The sequence below is a fragment of the Luteibacter sp. 9135 genome, assembly GCF_000745005.1.
In the GTDB taxonomy this organism is placed as follows: domain Bacteria; phylum Pseudomonadota; class Gammaproteobacteria; order Xanthomonadales; family Rhodanobacteraceae; genus Luteibacter.
Window position 1 is genome coordinate 363,295 of sequence record NZ_JQNB01000001.1, and the last position, 18,239, is coordinate 381,533.

At 66.2% G+C, this 18,239-nt stretch carries 12 protein-coding genes; 5 read left to right on the forward strand and 7 right to left on the reverse strand.

Annotation, left to right across the window (positions count from 1 at the left end; genetic code table 11):
* Positions 1-58: 58 nt before the first annotated feature.
* The 4 genes from FA89_RS01690 to FA89_RS01705 form a co-directional block, all read right to left on the reverse strand.
* Positions 59-1,621, reverse strand: a complete 1,563-nt coding sequence (locus tag FA89_RS01690) for an ATP-binding response regulator (protein WP_036137567.1) — start codon at positions 1,619-1,621, stop codon at positions 59-61.
* Positions 1,622-1,642: 21 nt separating this feature from the next.
* Entirely contained in the window at positions 1,643-2,095 is a 453-nt protein-coding gene (locus FA89_RS01695; protein WP_036137569.1) for a response regulator, read from the reverse strand.
* Positions 2,092-3,888 (reverse strand): sensor histidine kinase, encoded by a 1,797-nt coding sequence (locus FA89_RS01700; RefSeq protein WP_036137572.1) that lies wholly within the window; start codon positions 3,886-3,888, stop codon positions 2,092-2,094. The genes FA89_RS01695 and FA89_RS01700 overlap by 4 nt, the downstream gene beginning before the upstream one ends.
* Before the next feature lie 234 nt (positions 3,889-4,122).
* Positions 4,123-6,471, reverse strand: coding sequence for a GH92 family glycosyl hydrolase (locus FA89_RS01705; protein WP_036137575.1), 2,349 nt, complete (start codon positions 6,469-6,471; stop codon positions 4,123-4,125).
* A gap of 170 nt (positions 6,472-6,641) precedes the next feature.
* Between FA89_RS01705 and FA89_RS01710 the strand changes: the two genes are divergently transcribed.
* From FA89_RS01710 to FA89_RS01725, 4 genes are all read left to right on the forward strand, one after another.
* Entirely contained in the window at positions 6,642-7,691 is a 1,050-nt protein-coding gene (locus tag FA89_RS01710; RefSeq protein WP_036137578.1) for a LacI family DNA-binding transcriptional regulator, read from the forward strand.
* Positions 7,692-7,801: 110 nt separating this feature from the next.
* Positions 7,802-9,037, forward strand: a complete 1,236-nt coding sequence (gene fucP / locus FA89_RS01715) for an L-fucose:H+ symporter permease (RefSeq protein ID WP_354515752.1) — start codon at positions 7,802-7,804, stop codon at positions 9,035-9,037.
* 72 nt (positions 9,038-9,109) lie between these two features.
* Positions 9,110-10,090 carry a carbohydrate kinase family protein gene (locus tag FA89_RS01720; RefSeq protein WP_036137583.1) on the forward strand — a complete coding sequence of 327 codons (981 nt, stop codon included), beginning with the start codon at positions 9,110-9,112 and terminating at the stop codon, positions 10,088-10,090.
* Positions 10,087-11,310: an AGE family epimerase/isomerase gene (locus FA89_RS01725; RefSeq protein ID WP_036137585.1), complete on the forward strand. Its 1,224-nt coding sequence runs from the start codon at positions 10,087-10,089 to the stop codon at positions 11,308-11,310. The genes FA89_RS01720 and FA89_RS01725 overlap by 4 nt, the downstream gene beginning before the upstream one ends.
* Before the next feature lie 189 nt (positions 11,311-11,499).
* Here FA89_RS01725 and ku read toward each other — a convergent pair whose 3' ends face one another.
* The 3 genes from ku to FA89_RS20525 form a co-directional block, all read right to left on the reverse strand.
* Complete coding sequence (gene ku, locus FA89_RS01730; protein WP_036137588.1) at positions 11,500-12,522, reverse strand: non-homologous end joining protein Ku; 1,023 nt, start codon at positions 12,520-12,522, stop codon at positions 11,500-11,502.
* Between the two features lie 68 nt (positions 12,523-12,590).
* Positions 12,591-14,501 carry a CocE/NonD family hydrolase gene (locus tag FA89_RS01735; protein WP_036137590.1) on the reverse strand — a complete coding sequence of 637 codons (1,911 nt, stop codon included), beginning with the start codon at positions 14,499-14,501 and terminating at the stop codon, positions 12,591-12,593.
* 163 nt (positions 14,502-14,664) lie between these two features.
* Positions 14,665-14,892, reverse strand: coding sequence for a hypothetical protein (locus tag FA89_RS20525; RefSeq protein WP_051938452.1), 228 nt, complete (start codon positions 14,890-14,892; stop codon positions 14,665-14,667).
* A gap of 311 nt (positions 14,893-15,203) precedes the next feature.
* On the opposite strand from FA89_RS20525, the gene FA89_RS01745 reads away from it, so the two are divergent.
* Positions 15,204-18,188: an autotransporter family protein gene (locus tag FA89_RS01745; protein ID WP_036137592.1), complete on the forward strand. Its 2,985-nt coding sequence runs from the start codon at positions 15,204-15,206 to the stop codon at positions 18,186-18,188.
* Positions 18,189-18,239: the final 51 nt, after the last annotated feature.

Below are 18,239 nucleotides of genomic sequence, written 5' to 3' on the forward strand. Positions count from 1 at the left end.
CATCGATATGGAAGGATTCTGAAAAATGCAGGCATTCCGCCAGGCGACCCGAAAGGGATCAGCCGGCCTTGCCCTCGCTCGCCTCCAGCGCCTCGCGCACCTTGCGCAGCAGCGCGCGCGACTGGATCGGCTTGTGCAGCACGTAGAGGTGATCCAGTTGCGGCAGTTCGTCGAGGTTGGGCGGGGCGTCCGGCCGGGCCAGCAACAGCACCGCACGGCTGTAGCCATGTTCGAGCAACGCAGCCAGCGTACGCACGCCGGTGAACAGGTTCATGTCGGCGTCCATCACCACGAGGTCCGGCACGCCGTGGGCCTCGATCCATTGCAGCGCGGCCGTGCCACTCTGGCTGGCGCCTGCCTGGTAGCCGTACGCATCCAGCGTGTCGACCAGCAGCGACAGCTGCACGGCTTCCTCGACCACCACGAGCACGCGCTCGGCCTCGCCCTGGAGCGACGCATCCATGATGGAGGCCGGAGCGGCGTCCTCGTCTTCGCTGTTGAGCGGCAGGTAGAGGTGGAACTGCGTGCCTTCGCCCACCACGCTGCGCACGCGCATGAGGCCGCCATGGCTGGCGACGATGCGCTTGCACGAGAGCAGGCCGAGGCCCGTGCCGGTCTCCTTGGTGGTGAAGAACGGCTCGAACAGGCGCGACAGGACGTCCGGCGGCATACCCAGTCCCGTATCGATCACGGACAGGCGCAGGTAACGGCCCGGGTGCGGCTGCTCGCCTTCCAGGAAGAAATCGTCCGCCAGGCTCGCCTGCGTGGTCTCGATACGCAGCGTGCCGCCGGCAGGCATGGCCTGGAAAGCGTTGAGGCTGAGGTTGAGCAGACACTGCTGCAGCTCGGTGTGGTTGCCCTCGAAGGTGACATCCGCGTCGTATACCTCGATCGTCATGTTGACGGTTCGCGGCACGCTGCCCTGCAACAGCAATTTCAAGGCATCCAGCAGGGCGCCCAGGCGCACCTGTTCCGCGCGCCGCGCGCCGCGCGCGAACGACAGCATCGACGACACCATCTCCAGGCCACGGCGGCCGCAGTCACGCACCAGCGTGCCCAGGCGGGCGAGGCGCGGATCGTCGGCGTAGTCTTCCAGCGTATCGCCGGCCAGCAGCAGCGGCTGCAGCAGGTTGCGCAGGTCGTGGCTGAGGCCGCCTGCCAGCAGGGCCAGGCTCTCGAAGCGCTGCGCGCGGATCAGTTCCTGCTCCGCACGGGCGCGACCGCGCTGCTCTTCCGCTTCGCGCAGGGCACGCCTTACGGCGGACGCCAGTCGCGCCGTGTTGTGCTTGAGGATGTAATCCGTGGCGCCGTTGCGCAGCGCCTCGATGGCGGCTTCCTCACCCAAGGTGGCGGAAATGAAGATGAAGGGTATGGCGGTATTGCGTTCGCGCAGCAGCTGCAAGGCCCGCTCACCGCTGAAGGTGGGCAGGCTGAGGTCGGACAGCACGATATGCGGGTCGAACCCGTCGAGGCCCGCGAGGAACGCCGCCTCGTCGTCGACGAGCAACACCTCGTAGTCGAGCCCGTCCTGCTCCAGCTCGGCCTGAATGAGCTCCGCATCGAGCTCGTTATCCTCCACCTGGAGGATGCGCACTTTCCGGTTCTGGTCCTGCCCACCCATATCAGTCGCCCGGCTCCTGGCTCAATCGCCGTCCGGGCGCTGGTTCAGCACCGCCCAGAAGTGGCCGAGCGTCTGCACGGCGGTGAAGAACTGCTGCACGTCGACCGGCTTGAGCACGTAGGCGTTCACGCCAAGGTCCCAGCTGCGGGCCAGGTCGCTCTCTTCGCGCGACGAGGAAAGGATCACCACCGGCAGGCGGCGCCACCGCTCTTCCGTTCGCAGCTCCTTGAGGACTTCCAGGCCATCCTTGCGCGGCATTTTGATGTCCAGCAGGATCACCGCCGGATCGCCCGGGTCACGCGTCGCGTAGGGGCCCCGGCGATGCAGCCAGTCGAGGCAGTCCACGCCGTCTTCCACGTGCACCACGGGATTGGCCAGCTTTGCCTCCCTCAGGGCGTCCATCGCCATTTCCGCATCGGCCATGGAATCTTCGACGATGAGGATCGTATGCAGCTTGGCCTTGGCGTCGATCATGTGTCACCTGTGTGGGCGTCCGCACTATCGGAAGCCGGCAATGAGAAGTGGAACGTCGCACCGCGGTCCGTCTCGCCCTCGGCCCAGGTCCGCCCGCCGTGTCTCGCGATGATGCGGCGCACGTTGGCCAGGCCGATACCGTTACCCGGGAACTCCGAGGCGCGGTGCAGGCGCTGGAAGACACCGAACAGCTTGCTTGCGTACTGCATGTCGAAGCCGGCGCCGTTGTCGCGCACGGCAAACTCGTAATCGCCTGCCGCGCTGCGCTCGAGGGTAACCTCGACGATCGCTTTCTCGCGGTTGGCGGTGTACTTGACCGCGTTACCCAGCAAGTTCTGCCAGACGGTGCGCAACATGTTCTCGTCGCCGACGACGATGGGCAGGGGAGCGATCCGCCACTCGATCTGGCGGTCGCGTACCTCGGTTTCAACCAGGGCGCGCGCCTCTTCCACCAGCGACTGCATATCCACCGCCTGCAGCCGCAACGCGCCGCGGCCCAGGCGGGAGAACACCAGCAGGTCGTCGATCAGCTGCGCCATGCGGCGGGAGGAATGGGTAATGACGTCGATGTAGTGCCTGACCCGGTCGTCGGAACGGTCGGCCAGGTGCGCTTCCAGCTTGCCGGCGAAGCCGGCGATGTGCCGCAGCGGCGCACGCAGGTCGTGCGAGACGGAATAGCTGAAGGCCTCCAGCTCGCGATTGACGTCGGAGATCTGCTCCACCTTGCCCTCGAGCTGGCGATTGAGCTCGCTGACCTTCTGCTCGACCAGCGCTCGCGCCGTGATGTCGCTGACGGTCAGCAAGACCGCCGGCGCATCGTTGTCCGACTCTTCGATACGGCGTGCATTGATCACCACGAAGCGGTCGATGCCGTCCACGGTGCGCTGGGTGAGTTCGTAATCCCACAGTTCGCGGTCGCGCGCCACCACGTCGCTGAGGCGCTGCAACAGCGACGTGTCGCTCCATGCGCCTTCGCCGATCTCGTTGATCGGCAGCTTGCTGTCACGCTCACGGTCGAAACCGTACAGCTCGGCGAACGCCGTATTGACCAGCAACGTACGCAGCGAAGCGTCCAGCATGGCGATAGGCTCGCGCACGGCCTGCACGATCAGTTGCGAGCGATTCACGGCGTCGGACGCCTGCACCTCCGCTTTCAGGCGGATCGCGATCTGTCGCTCGGACACCACCACCACGATCGCCAGCAGCGCGATCTGCGCCAGCGAGGCGATCAGTAGCACCGTGCGGTTGTCCGATGCCGAATCCAGGGCCTGCGCGCGACGCTGTTCCAGCAGCGTGGATTCCTCCGCCAGCAGGTCGATCACCGTCTGGCGAATGGGAAAGAGGACGCGTATGTCCTCCATGGCCTTGAATGCGCCTTCGCGATCGCCCGCCCTGAGCCGGTCCATCGCCCGCTCGCAAAGGGTCGCCCGGCTGTTCGCCATCGCTTCCAGGCCGCCCAGGCGCGTGAGTTGCTGCGGATTGTCGGACATCATCCGGCGCAGGTCGCCGATGAGACCGGGGACCAGCTTGCGGTTCGCGGCCAGCCGCTCTTCCAGTTGGGGGTCGGCCGGCGCGCCCGCCAGCAGGGTGTACGCCGCCGCCTCGCTGCCGCGCAGGATGGCGTCGACACGGTAGACGCCGGCCTTGATCTCGGCCGTATGCGTCACCCAGTCGCGGGTGGACAGGGCGGCATCCGCACTGGACCGATTGACCACGTATGGCAAGGCCACGATGACGAGCACCGCCGTGAGCAGACTCGCGATACGCCAGCGCGCCCCCATCCTTACGATCATGCTGTCGTGTTCCCCGCGACGAATCCTGCCCCTGAAGGACATGGATTATAGACGCTGGGTACTTCGATTCGCTGGTGACGCAAGGACACACCCTGGGGACGCGATAACGGGTGCGCCCCTTCCCGCCATGTGCCGTTCCGGCATCGGCGGGATAAGTGACGCACCCGTTGGATGAAAGGCGTGCTTAATGCCCAAAAAGCCGTGAAGGTTCCGTGAGCCCTGCCGAGGGTGGGCTCAGGGAGCCGCTCCGGTCATCGAGTAAGGCGCCGAGCCCGGCTGCTGGCCCCAGCCTTTTGCCGGCTCCGCCTGCATGGTGAAGTGCAGCGCGCCCCCGGCCACGATGTCCTCGTGACGGATGAAGGTGCGGTCCAGCGGCTTGCCGTTGAGCGTCACCCCGCCGATATAGGGATGCGCGGCGTCGAGCCGGTCGGCCGACACCGTGAACCGCTTGCCGCCGGGCAGGTTCAGCGTGGCCTTCTCCACGAACGGCCGCCCGATCACGTACTCGTTGCTGCCCGGGGCCACCGGATAGAAGCCCAGCGAGCTGAAGATGTACCAGGCGGACATCTGGCCCAGGTCGTCGTTGCCGACCAGGCCGGTGGGCGTCGGGCTGTACTGCGTCTTCATGATCTGGACCAGCCGCTCCTGCGTCTTCCAGGGTTGGCCCGCGTAGTCGTACAGGTAGGCCACCTGATGGCTGGGCTCGTTGCCATGCGCATACCAGCCGATCAGGCCGGTGATGTCCTCGACGTGGGCGAACGACTTGGGGTCCACCTTGGCATCGAATACCGAATCCAGCTTCTTGACGAAGGCATCCGTTCCGCCCAGGGCCGTGATCAGTCCGGCAACGTCCTGCGGCACGTACCAGGAATACTGCCACGCGTTGCCCTCGGTGTAATCGCTGCCATAGGCGGCCGACGACGGATCGAACGGTTCGCGGAAGGCGCCGTCGCTCTTGCGCGCACGAAGGAAGCCGGTACGCGTGTCGAAGCTGTTCTTCCAGTTGCCGGCACGCTTCATGAAGGTCGCGGCGACATCGTCCTTGCCCATCGCCTTGGCCATGCCGGCCAGCGACCAGTCGTCGAACGCGTACTCGACGGTCTTGGAGGCGGCCTCGGGCTGCCGGTCGATCGGCACGTAGCCGAGTTTCATGTAATCGTCCAGGCCGCCGTAGGGGCCGTACGTGGCACTGGCCACCATCGCCTCCAGCGCCTTGTCGGCATCGAACCCGCGGATACCTTTCACATAGGCATCGGCGATAACCGGCACGGCGTGGTAGCCGACCATGCACCAGGTTTCCATGCCCTGGTACGCCCAGATCGGCAGGATACCGAAGGGACTAGCCTCGCGCGCCGCGATCAGCGAATTGACGAACTGGCTGCTCATGTCGGGGCGCAGCAACGTCACCAGCGGCTGCTGTGCGCGGTACACGTCCCACAGCGACCATGTGGAATAGAACTCGAAACCCTTGGCGGTGTGCACCTGGTTGTCGGGCCCACGGTACTGCCCGTTGACGTCCATCGACAGGCTGGGGGAGATCATCGCGTGGTACAGCGCGGTGTAGAACATCCGTCGAGTGTCCACCGGGGCCTGCACGTCCACCGTCGACAACACCTTTTCCCAGGCCCCACGAGCCTCGGCGCGACGCGCGTCGAAGTCGAAGCCCTGGCCATCGGCGTCCAGGTTGGCCACCGCGTTGTCCTCGCTGACCGAGGACACGGCGACCTTCACCACCAGCGGCTTGCCCAGCTTGCCGAAATCGAACACGCCCTCCAGCGCACGACCGCTGATGCCGTCGGTGTCGTCGGCACGGTTGCCCGGCCCACTGAAGCCGCGGTAGGCGATCGCCTCCTCACGGTTCTTCAACGCACGGGAGGTCATCGGCTGGTTGAAACGCATGGCGAAATACAGCTGGCGGCCGGGCGCCCAGCCCCGCGTGGTGCGACCGCCGGTGACCGTACCGTCCGCACGCACGCGCAGCGACGACCAGAGTACCTTGCCGTCGTAATCGTAAATGCTGGGCCGCAGGTCCAGCAGCAGGTGCGCCGGCTTGCCCGCCGGAAAGGTGTAGCGGTGCCAGCCGACCCGCGCACCGGCCGTCAGTTCCGCACGTACGCCGTAGTCGGCCAGCGTAACGGCGTAGTACCCTGCCTCGGCGCGTTCGGTCGTATGGTCGAAACGCGAGCGATAGCCGCTGCCGGGCTTGTCGGGGGAGCCCGGGTCCAGCTTCACGTCACCGGCAACGGGCATGACGAGGACATCGCCCAGGTCGGAATGGCCGCTGCCGGAGAAATGCGTATGGGAGAAACCGAGGATGCTCGTGTCGCCGTACTGGTAACCGGCGGCCCATTTGTAGGCGTGCTTGACGTCCGGCATCGCCGTGTCGGGGGACAGCTGGATCATGCCGAAGGGCACCGTGGCGCCCGGAAAGGTATGACCGTCGCCGCCGGTGCCGATCATCGGATCGACCGCCGCAAAGGCGCTGGTCGGTCGGTCGGCGGCGGCGGCGGATGTCAGAATCGGCAGGGCAAGGCCCAGGGCGGCGGCGAGCAGGCCGCGACGCAGGCGGGCGGAGTTCGGCATGGATGGTTCCCCTCGGATGAACGCTTGACGAGCGGTCGCGATCGTTTGGATCGTGACAAACGGATCGAACGTAGCAAAGATAGCCGGCCCATGCATGTTGCAGTGCGTGATGCATCCCAGACCACACCGCGCGATGATCGCCCGGTTTAGATCGTTTGAAGGAGCCCTGAATGCCGAGGATCACCCCGCAACGCCGCAAGGTGACCCTCGCCGACATCGCGCTGGGATGCGATGTGTCGCGGGCCACGGTATCGCTGGTGCTGCGCGGCAGCCCCCTGGTCAACTCCGCGACACGCGCGCGCGTCGAGGCGGAACTCAAACGGCAAGGCTACGTCTATAACCGCGCGGCGGCCAACCTGCGCCGACGCACCTCCTCCAGCATCGGCCTGGTCATCAACGACCTGGGTAACCCGTTCTTCGCCGAGTTCGCGGCCGGTGCCGACGAGGCGCTGGCCAGCGCCGGCTACGTCACCCTGCTGGGCAATACCGGCGAATCGCCGGACCGCCAGCAGGCGGTGCTCAACTCCCTGATCGAACACGGCCCCGCCGGCATCATCCTCTCGCCGGCCGAAGGCAGCGAGGGCGAGCAGGTGCTGGCGGCGGTCGGCATGCACACGCCGCTGCTGGTGTTCAACCGCGAGCTGCCGGACGACGAAGGCGCCCATCGCTGGGACACCCTGGAGATGGACAACGAGCACGGCGCCCGGCTCGCCACGGAACACCTCATCGGCCTCGGCCACCGGCGCATCGCCTTCTTCGGCGGCCACCGCGATTCCAGCTCGGTGGCCCAGCGTCGCAAGGGCTATGCCGGCGCCATGCAGGACGCCGGCCTGCCGGTCGATCCCGCCTGGCTGGTAGAAAGCGCGCCCACACGCCTGGAAGCCGCCCGGCAGACCGGCGCGCTGTTCGCCCGCGACCCGGCACCTACCGCAGCCGTCTGCTACAACGACGCCGTGGCGCTGGGCCTGATCCTCGGCCTGACCAAGCGCGGCCGGCGCCCCGGCGACGATTTCGCCCTGACCGGCTTCGACGATGTGGCGGAGGCCTCGGTGTGCGTACCGCCCCTCACCACCGTCGCGGTCGATCCGCGCGGCCTGGGCCGACGCAGCGCCGAACTCATCCTCGAACGACTTCGCAACCCCGAGACGGACACCGCTTATACGATCGCGCCGGTACGGCTGGTCGTACGCGAAAGCAGTTGTCCGCCCTCTTCACCCTGACCCACTACCTGGAGCGCCCCATGGCCACCGGATCCACGCCATTGCCCACCTCGTCTTCGACGAGCACGGGCGACACCCGTTACACCTACTTCCCGCTCGCCCTCGGCGTGATGACCACGATCTTCTTCATGTGGGGCTTCCTGACCTGCCTGAACGACATCCTGATCCCGCACCTCAAGGGTGTGTTCGAGCTGAACTACTTCCAGGCGATGCTCATCCAGTTCACCTTCTTTGGCGCGTATTTCATCATGGGCCTGCCTGCGGGCAAGCTGGTGGCTGCGCTCGGCTACAAGAAGGGCATCGTTGCCGGCCTGATCATCGCGGGCATCGGCGCGGCGCTGTTCTGGCCCGCCGCCGGTATGCGCGTCTATCCCATCTTCCTCGGCGCGCTGTTCATCCTGGCCACCGGCATCACGGTGCTGCAGGTGGCGGCGAACCCGTACGTCGCGCTGCTGGGTCCCGAGAAGACGGCTTCCAGTCGCCTCACCCTCGCCCAGGCCCTCAACTCGTTCGGCACCTTCCTCGCTCCGTTCTTCGGTGGCGTGCTGATCCTGTCCAACGCCGTGAAGAGCAGCGACGACATCGCCAAGCTCAGCGCCGCCGAGCAGGTCACCTACCGCGCGACCGAAGCCAGCGCCGTGCAGGTGCCGTACATCGGCCTGGCCGTGGTGCTGGTGCTGATCGCGATCGGCGTGTATCTGTTCAACCTGCCCAAGCTGGAAGAAACCACCGAGAAGGCCGACGAAGGCCACCACTCGCTGATGGACGCGCTGAAGACCCCGCACGTGTTTTTTGGTGTGCTCGGTATCTTCTTCTACGTCGGTGGTGAAGTCTCGATCGGCAGCTTCATGATCAACTACCTGCAGCTGCCTGAGATCGGCAACATGACGGGCGAAGTCGCCGCGTCGCACGTCGCCTTCTACTGGGGTGGCGCGATGGTCGGCCGCTTCATCGGTTCGGCCCTGCTGGCCAAGTTCTCGCCGCGCGTCCTGCTGGCCGTGTTCGCCGCCATCAACGTGCTGCTCGTCATCACCACCATGATGACCACCGGCACCGTGGCCGTTTACAGCATCGTGGCCATCGGCCTGTTCAACTCGATCATGTTCCCGACGATCTTCTCGCTGGGTATCGAGCGCATGGGTCCGCTCACCAGCAACGCGTCGAGCCTGCTGATCATGGCCATCGTCGGCGGCGCGCTGATCCCGGTCATCCAGGGCGCGGTCGCCGACCACATCGGCCTGCAGCACGCCTTCTTCATCCCGCTCATCTGCTACGCGTACATCGTGTTCTACGGCCTGAGCGGCTCGAAGATCCGCAACGTCCCGGTCGCCGCCAAGGCCGGTTGACGCTCGTCACGACGGCCGGCGCCCGCCGGCCGTCGTGCTTCCCCTTCCCTGTCCCCAAGGACACGCGTACGCATGTCTTCCATCCTCTGCTTCGGCGAGGCGCTGATCGATTTCCACGCACAGCCCCAGGGCGGCGCCGGTCAGCCTCCCGCCTTCGTTCCGTTTGCCGGTGGCGCTCCCGCCAACGTCGCGGTCGCCTCCGCCCTGCTGGGCGCCAAAGCCCGTTTCGCCGGCATGCTCGCCCGTGACATGTTCGGCGACTTCCTGCTCAAGAGCCTGACCGACCTCGGCGTCGGCACCGACGATGTCGCGCGTACCGACGAGGCGCGCACCGCGCTGGCCTTCGTCGCGCACGACGACAAGGGCGACCGCAGCTTCAGCTTCTATCGTCCGCCCGCGGCCGACCTGCTGTTCCGTCCTGAGCACTTTCGCGCCCAGGCGTTCGACGATCTGTCGATCTTCCACGTCTGCTCCAACTCGCTCACCGAGGCCGCGATCGCCGCGACTACGGTCGAAGGCATGCGCCGCGCCCGCACGGCCGGTGCGCTGGTCAGCTTCGACATGAACCTGCGTCCGGCCCTGTGGCCGAAGGACGAGGCACCGTTGCCCCGTCTGTGGGAGACCCTGCACGAAGCGGACGTGATCAAGCTCAGTGCCGAAGAGTTCGCGTTCATCCACACCGACGCCGACACCGATGATGCCGTGCTTGCCCGGCTGTGGGAGGGCAAGGCCCGCCTGCTGCTGGTAACCGACGGTGGTGAACCGATGCGCTGGTTTACCCGCGCCGCAAGCGGCGAGCTGTCCGGCTATGCCGTCGAGGCCGTGGACACCACGGCTGCGGGCGATGCGTTCGTCGGTGGCCTGCTGTCGCGCCTGGACCACGAGGGCGTCACCCCGGCCAGCTTCGACGCGTTGATCGCCGATGAAGCCCGCCTGGTCGAGCTGATCCGTTTTGCCGCCGCCTGCGGTGCGATCACCGCGACCCGCAAGGGCTCGTTCACCGCCATTCCCGACCAGGCCGAAGTGAAGGCCTTCATGGAGAAGCACGCATGACGACTGTCCCCCGCCCCGATTTCCATTCCGTTGACGTCCTCCGCGACCATGTCGCGAAGACAATGGCCTTCTACAAGCCGAACGAGGTCGATCCGGCCGGCGGCTTCTTCCAGTACTTCAAGGACGACGGCTCGGTCTACGACCGCGGCCATCGCCACCTGGTGTCGAGCACGCGCTTCGTCTTCAACCATGCCATGGCCTACCTCGAGTTCAACAAGCCCGAGGACAAGGACCTGGTCATGCACGGCCTGACCTACCTGCGCAAGGTGCACCTCAACCCGGAGACCGGCGGTTACGCCTGGACGATCGCCGACGGCAAGCGCGACGACCAGATGAACCACTGCTACGGCCTGGCCTTCATGCTGCTGGCCTATTCCTGCGGCGTGAAGGTCGGCTTCGACGAGGCACGCGCGTGGCAGGGCGAGATCTGGGACCTGCTCGAGAAGCGCTACTTCGAGCCGGAGTACGGCCTGTACCGCGACGAGGCGGACAAGGACTGGAACTTCACCGGCTATCGCGGCCAGAACGCCAACATGCACATGACCGAGGCCATGATCGCCGCGTGGGAAGCCACGAAGGAGGATCGTTACCTCGATCGCGCGCTGCTGCTGGCCGAGAACATGACCCAGCGCCAGGCCGGGCTCACCCCGCAGAAGCTGGTGTGGGAGCACTACCACAGTGACTGGACGATCGACTGGGAATACAACCTCGACAACCCCAAGCACCTGTTCCGCCCCTGGGGTTTCCAGCCCGGCCACCAGACCGAGTGGGCGAAGCTGTTGATGATGCTCGATCGCTACACCAAGGGCACGCCGAAGCATGAGGACTGGCTGGTGCCCACCGCGAAGCACCTGTTCGACGAGGCCCTGGCCAAGGCCTGGGACAACGAGCACGGCGGCATCGCCTACGGTTTCTCGCCCGAGGGCGATGTCTGCGACGACGACAAGTATTTCTGGGTACAGGCGGAATCGCTGGGCGCTGCGCAGCTGCTGTTCGAAACCACGGGCGAGAAAAAGTACGACGAGGCCTACGAGAAGATCTGGGCCTACAGCTGGCAGCACTTCGTCGATCACACGTACGGCGCCTGGTATCGCATCCTCAAGCGCAACAACGAAAAATACGACGACGAAAAGAGCCCCGCCGGCAAGACGGACTACCACACCATGGGCGCCTGCTACGAAATCATGGCCTCCCTCCGCCGCATGCAAAAAACCGCGTAGGAGCGCACGACGTGCGCGATCCCTCAATGGCCCTACCGCGAGGGAAGCCGCAAATCATGTTCTGGCGGGCGGTTCCGTACCGCCCGCCAGAACGGCTCTAGGCCCTGGGCTCTAGACACCCCATCCCAAAGCCACCCGTCCAAGACAACCCATACCCGCCAGACCCGCGACGATAATCGCCGCACCGTATCACCCCGCCCGACGCCTGGTCGGCGCCTTACGTGAAGCCCCCTTCCGTGCCGGATTCTTCTTCGCGACCGTCTTCGCGGGCGCTGCCTTGGCGGGCGCTGCTTTGGCGGGAGCCGCTTTCTTCGCCCCGCCCTTCGCCGCTGCTTTCTTCGTGGCAGGCTTGCCGTTGGCGGCTTTCTTCACCGGCATCTTCTCGGTTGGCGTCGTCTTCGCCGGTGTGCGCGTCTTCGCGCCCAGGCTCTTCTTCAGCAGCGCCATGAAGTCCACCACATTGGTGGTGGCGTTCTCCGGCGTATGGTCGTCATCGTCGTCCACGGTCGTCCTGACGCCCTTGCTCTTGAGCCGCTTCTCGATGGCGCCACGCAGCTTGTCGCGGAACTCGTCGCGATAATCGCCGGGCGACCAATCCGCCGCCATGGACTGGATGAGGTCGGCAGCCATCTCGATTTCACGGGGCGAAATGCGGTAGGCCGTTACGGCCTTGTCCGGCAAGTCGTAATCGCTCAGGTCCACGATCTCGGACTGGTAGCGCAGGATATTCAGCACCAGGCCGTCGCCCTGCGGCATCACCGCGGCCAGGTATTCCTTGGTACGGATGACCACACGCGCGATCCCGATCTTGCCGGTCTTCTTCAGGGTTTCGCGCAGCAGTACGTAACCCTTCTCGGCCTTCTTCGCCGGCAACAGGATGTAGGGCTTCTCGAAATACGACGGCGCGATGGAACCGGCATCGACAAAGGCGTCGATCTCTACCGTTTCGTGGGCATCGCTGGCGGCGTTCTTGATGTCCTCTTCCTCGAGGACCACGTAGCTGCCTTTCTGGTACTCGAACGCCTTGACGATGTCCTTCCAGGGGACTTCCTCGCCGGTCTCGGCATTGACCCGCTCGTAGCGCACCGGCGTATTGCTGCGCTGGTCGAGCATGCGGAAATGCAGGTCGTTGCGACGTTCGCCCGACATGAGTCGGATCGGCACGTTGAGCAGGCCGAACGATAACGTACCGGTCCAGATGGGGCGTGCCATACAGGCGATCCTCGGGCGGCGGATGAGCGCCGAGGATCGCCCCGATGGCGTGCAGGTAACGCCAACGCCTAGTTCGCGTCGTCGATCACGGGCAACTCGATCGCGCTGGCCTTGCCCGGCGCATGCCATACCTGCTGCGTGGCCTTGCGGTAATCGGCAGGCCTGGCGAAGAAGATATTCGGCACGAAGGTCTGCGGGTTGCGATCGTAGAGAGGGAACCACGACGATTGCACCTGGACCATGACCCGATGTCCGGGCAGGAAGGTGTGATCCACAGTAGGCAGGCCGAAGCGGTAGGGCAGCGGCGTGTCGGGCGTGAGCGGTTTAGCCTCGGTGAATCCCTCGCGGTAGCGGCCACGCAGGATGTCCATCGACACTGCCAGTTCGTACCCGCCCATCGTGGGGTTGGAGGCGTTGGTCTCCGGATAGACATCGATCAGCTTCACCACCCAATCGCTGTCTGTGCCGCTGGTGGAGGCGTAAAGGTCGACCTGGGGTGCGCCTGCCACCCGCAAGGGTGCGGTGAGCGGCTCGGTCATGTAGGTCAGGACATCCGGGCGACCGTCGACGAAACGCTGGTCCTGGACCAACCATGTCGTCCACGACTGACGATCGGCAAAATGGACCGGGCGCGGTACGTAGGGCACCGGCTTGGCCGGGTCGGACACATAGGTGTCATAACCCGGCGCAGCGGCCGTCGGCGCCGAAAATGACAACTTGCCATTGGCATTGAAGTACAACGGCCGGGTCTTTTTCCCCTGCGGCCAGGACGAAAAGCGATCCCAGTGGTTCTCGCCGGTGTTGTAGATCAGCACAGGCGGCGTCTTCGCCTTCGGCGCGCCGTCCAGCAGGTACTGGTTGAAGAACGGCAACAAGACATCGCGCCGGAACTGCAACGCGGTGTCGCCGTCCCACGCCAGCGCGCCCAGCGAGGCACCGTTGTAGTTGACCTGGCTGTGGCGCCACGGTCCCATGACCAGGTAATTCATGTTGTTGGCGCGGTCCTTGGGTTCGACCGCCTCATAGCTGTGGATCGCCCCCCACATGTCCTCCTGGTCCCACAGGCCCTGTATCCACATCACCGGGACTTTCAACGGCTGCCGCGCCATTTCCTTGTCGAGTGCCTGGCCCTGCCAGTACGCGTCGTAGGCCGGATGCTCGCTCAGCTTGTGCCAGTAGGGCAGTGCGTCGAGGCCCGCGGCACGGGCGTAATCGCCTGCGGAGCCTGCCTGCAGGAAGTTGGTGTAGTCGTCGTAACCGGCCCGGCTGATGGCCTCGCCCTTGGCACGCCTGGCGTTCTGGCCGGCGATGTAATCGAAGTTGGTCTGCCGGAACGCGCCGTAATGGAACCAGTCGTCGCCCATCCAGCCATCCACCATGGGGCTTTCGGGTGCGGCCACCTTCAGCGCCGGATGCGGGTTGACCAGCGCCATGACGACGGTGAAACCCTCATAGGACGAACCGATCATGCCGACCTTGCCGTTCGACTCGGGCAGGTTCTTCGTCAGCCAGTCGATGGTGTCGTAGGCATCGGTGGAGTGATCCACCGCCGATGTGTTGAGCGGGCCGTGCAGCGGGCGGGTCATGACGTAGTCGCCCTCGGACCCGTACTTGCCGCGGATATCCTGGAAGACGCGGATGTAGCCGGCATCGACGAATACCTCGTCACCCTGCGGCAGCACGTCGCGCATCGTCGTGGCATCGGCCCGGCTGGTCCGGCCATCGGCGTCGTAAGGCGTGCGTGTCAGCAGGATGGGGGCATGGTGGGCGTTTCGGGGAATCACGATCACCGTATGCAGCTTGACCCCGTCGCGCATGGGGATCTCGACCACACGCTTGATGAAGTCGTCGGCGGCGGTGGGACCGGCAAAGCTCGCCGGGATATCCGGCGTCATCGGTGCGGTCTGGGCATGGGCCAGGCCGGCGGTCACGGAGAACGAGAGCGCCAGCAGGCGCGGCAGGAGCGAGCGGGATGTCATGGCAACGGAGTCCTAGGGCAGCAGGCAACCGCCCTAGCGTGCCGCATTCGTGGCGGGGCGGCCACGCCCGAAGGGGCGAGCACGACGATCGTGCAAAAAAAAGCCGCTCCGAAGAGCGGCGTTTTTCTCATCAGGCCCCGAAGGACCCCGACGATGGACGAACTTACTGGGCCGGAGCGGTCGAAGCCGGAGCCGGGGCAGTAGCCGTGGCAGCCGGTGCGGTGGTGGCGGCAGCCGGGGCATCGGCCGGCATCGAAGCCGGAGCGGCAGCCGGTGCGGTGGCGGCAGCAGCCGGGGCGTCGGCGGGGGCGGCGTTGTCTTCCGACTTGTTGCAGCCCGACAGGGCGGCGACGGCGACGAATGCCAGGGCGGCGATGGAAATGACCTTCATGATTCTTTGCTCCTCAATGTGTAATACATAAACGGGTACGTCGTGGAAATCCTGCCCGGAAGGCAGCATGCCCCAGAGTAGCCGCGTCGGCAGGCGGTTGGAACTCGCATCCTCGATAAAACCGTCCGAAGATAGGCTCTCCTAGGATGCAACGACAATAATGAAGCGTGGATGTCCGGCGGCGCAGCGCTAGACGTGCTCGCAGACATTTTCAGAATAATCGCGTTCCCCCCTCGGAAGCCAGTCCCTATTCTGTCAGCTGGAAGTTGCCATCGGCGCCCTGCCGATGACCAGACAAGGAGAAAGGCCTCGTGAGCACCCCCCAACCCTCCCGCATCTCGCGGCGCACGCCGCAACGCCGGCGTTACCTCGCCGCCATGGTCGGTGCCGTCCTGGCGCCGGTCGCCGGTGCGGCACCGCCACCCTGGATCGTCGACGGTGGCATCCTCGACATCCCCGGCGAAGCCTTCGAAACCCGCGGCGAGTCGGAATCCGTGCTCCTGATCAGAGGCGGTGGTGGCGCCACGGCGCGCAGGGCAATCCTCGAAACCTACGGCGACTCCGCCAGCGCCGTCGAGGTACGCGGCGCGGGCAGCACGTTCGAGATGGCCGGCGGCACCCTGGAAACCCACGGCGGCGGCTCCGCGGCCCTCTGGGTCCAGGGTACCCGACGCGCGAATGTCGCACTGCGCGATGTCGCCCTCGTGACAGAGGCCGGCGTCGCGCGCGGCGCCTACTTCAACCAGGACGGCGCCGACGGGCAGTTCATCCGTGGCAGCGTCACGACCACCGGCAATACGTCCATCGGTGTGCTCGCGGAAAACGGCGGCAGTTTCTCGCTGGCGGGCACGCAGGTTCTCACGACGGGGAAAACCTCGCACGGGGCCGAAGCCACGGGTGCCGACTCGTCGCTGCGCGCCAGCAAGGGTGCCACCATCACGACCCAGGGCGAGGGCGCGGCAGGCGTCAACATCGGCGCCCAGGCAGTGGCAACGATCGCTGACAGCACCATCCTTACCCACGGAGCCTATGCGCCGGCACTGGCCGGGCAGGAGCAGAGCGGCACGGTCACCGTGCTCGACACCTCACTCACCACGACCGGCGACAACGCGCGCGGCGTCACCACGGCAGACGGCGCCAACATGCGCCTGGAAAGCACGCGGATCGACACCGCGGGCGCCGGCGCGACCGGCGTGGACGATCGCGCCTCGTCGGTCGTGCTGATCGACGGCGAGGTATCCACGCGCGGCGACCGGGCGTACGCAGTCAACGCCCGGGGCGGCGAGTACGCCGGCCGCAACCCCCTCGTCTCGCTCACCGGCACGGCGCTCAAGACGGCCGGCATTTCCGCGCACGCCGTGCAGGCCCTGGGCGGAGGCGAAGTCCGCCTGATCGAAGCCACGGTGACCACCACCGGCGCAACCGCACACGGCATTGCGACCAGTCAGGGCACCGTCCGCGCGGACGATACACAGGTCATGACGCACGGTGCCGGCGCGTATGGCGCCGTCTTGCTGGGCGGCGGCAACCTGTATGTCGACGGGGGCAGCATCGGCAGCGAGCACACGGCGGTGCTCCGCCTTCGCGATCCCGGCACCGTACGCTTCGCCCATGGAGCACGCCTCGACGGTGCCGAACATGGCCTGATCGATGTCGATCCGGCGTCCTCGCTTCCGTTCACCGTGGTCCTGGACGAAAACGCGCAAGCCTCTGGCGATATTCGCACCGCAAGCCCATCCACTTCGCCTTCCGCGCAGGCCAGCGGACTGTCCCTGGCCATCAGCCGTCGTGCCTCCTGGACCGGCGCTACCACCATCGTCCGCGACGTCACGCTCGACAGCGGTGGCACGTGGAACGTCACGGCCGACAGCGAGATCGCCAACCTGCACCACCAGGAAGGCACGCTGGCTTTCGCTCCCGCTGCCGCGGGCACGTTTCTCCACCTGACGATCCGGGGCGACTACCACGGACAGGACGGCCTTTTCGTCATGCGCGCGCGCCTGGGCGACGATGGCTCACCCGCCGATCTCATCCATGTGCGGGGCAACGCCTCCGGCTCCGGGCGCATTGCGGTCACCTCTCTTGGCGGTACCGGTGCGGAGACCGTGGACGGTATTCCGCTGATCCGCATCGATGGTCGCTCCGATGCGGTCTTTCGACTGGACGGCCGCGCTGTCGCCAGTGCCTACGAGTATTTCCTGCACAAGGGTTCGGCTCGCGCACCCGGCGACGGCAACTGGTACCTGCGCTCGTCTCGCGAGCCCGACCCCATCGTCGATCCGGCGATCGAGCCCCCCGTCACGACGACACCGGAAAACCCTGACATCGATCTACCGGCGGACGTGCTTCCACCGCTACCGCTGCCGCAGACACCGCGCGTCCTGCGTCCGGAGGTTGGCACCTATCGCGCCAACCAGACTGCCGCGCTGGACATGTTCCAGGGTGGGATCGGCGGTGGCCAGGACGACGAGCACGACGATGCCCGAAAAAGTGTCTGGGTGCGCTTCGATCGCCGACACACGGCGTTCGACATCGGCCACCAACTCACGTCGACCAGCGGATCGAGCGAACTCACCCTCGGCGCCGACCTTCTCCGCGGCGCCTCGGATGCCGAGGGTTACGCCGGCGTCATGGCATCGACGGGCCGCGCCGACACAGGCGCCCGGTCCCGTGTCACGGGTTACGCCGCCAAAGGCCGCGTCCGCGGTTCGGCAGGGGGGCTGTACGCGGGTATCCGCACCGACAACGGCATCTACGTCCGCGGGTGGACCCAATACGCCCACCTCAGTCAGCGCGTGGAGGGCAGCGCGTTGCGCATGGAGCGTTACGGCAGCGGCAACCTCAGTGCCAGCATCGAAGCAGGCCGACGCTGGCGCCGCGCGCTCAATCCCGATACCGATGTCTACCTCGAGCCGCAGGCGCAAGTCACGGCCATGCGCCTGAGCGGTGGCGCGCATCGCGAGGCCAACGGCACGCAGGTGGCTTCGCTACACGGTAGCGGGGCCACCGCACGCCTGGGTCTTCGTGGTGCGGCGCGCTGGCACACGCCGTCCGGACACACGGCGTCGCCTTACTTCACGGCCAGCTGGCTGCGTCGCCTGGGCCACCTGGATGCCACCCGCTTCGACGACGACGCGTTTTCCGCCGGCGTGCCACGCAATGCATACGCCATAAAACTGGGGCTCACCTTCCTCCGTGCCACGCACTGGCGGATGTGGACCGATGTCGAAACGCGCTTCGGTGCCAACGGCTACCGCCGCGTGACGGGCAGCCTGGGTATCCGACGGGTCTGGTGAATCATGTTTCCGGATCGCCGCAAGGCGATCCGGAGCATCAGGTTGCCTCAG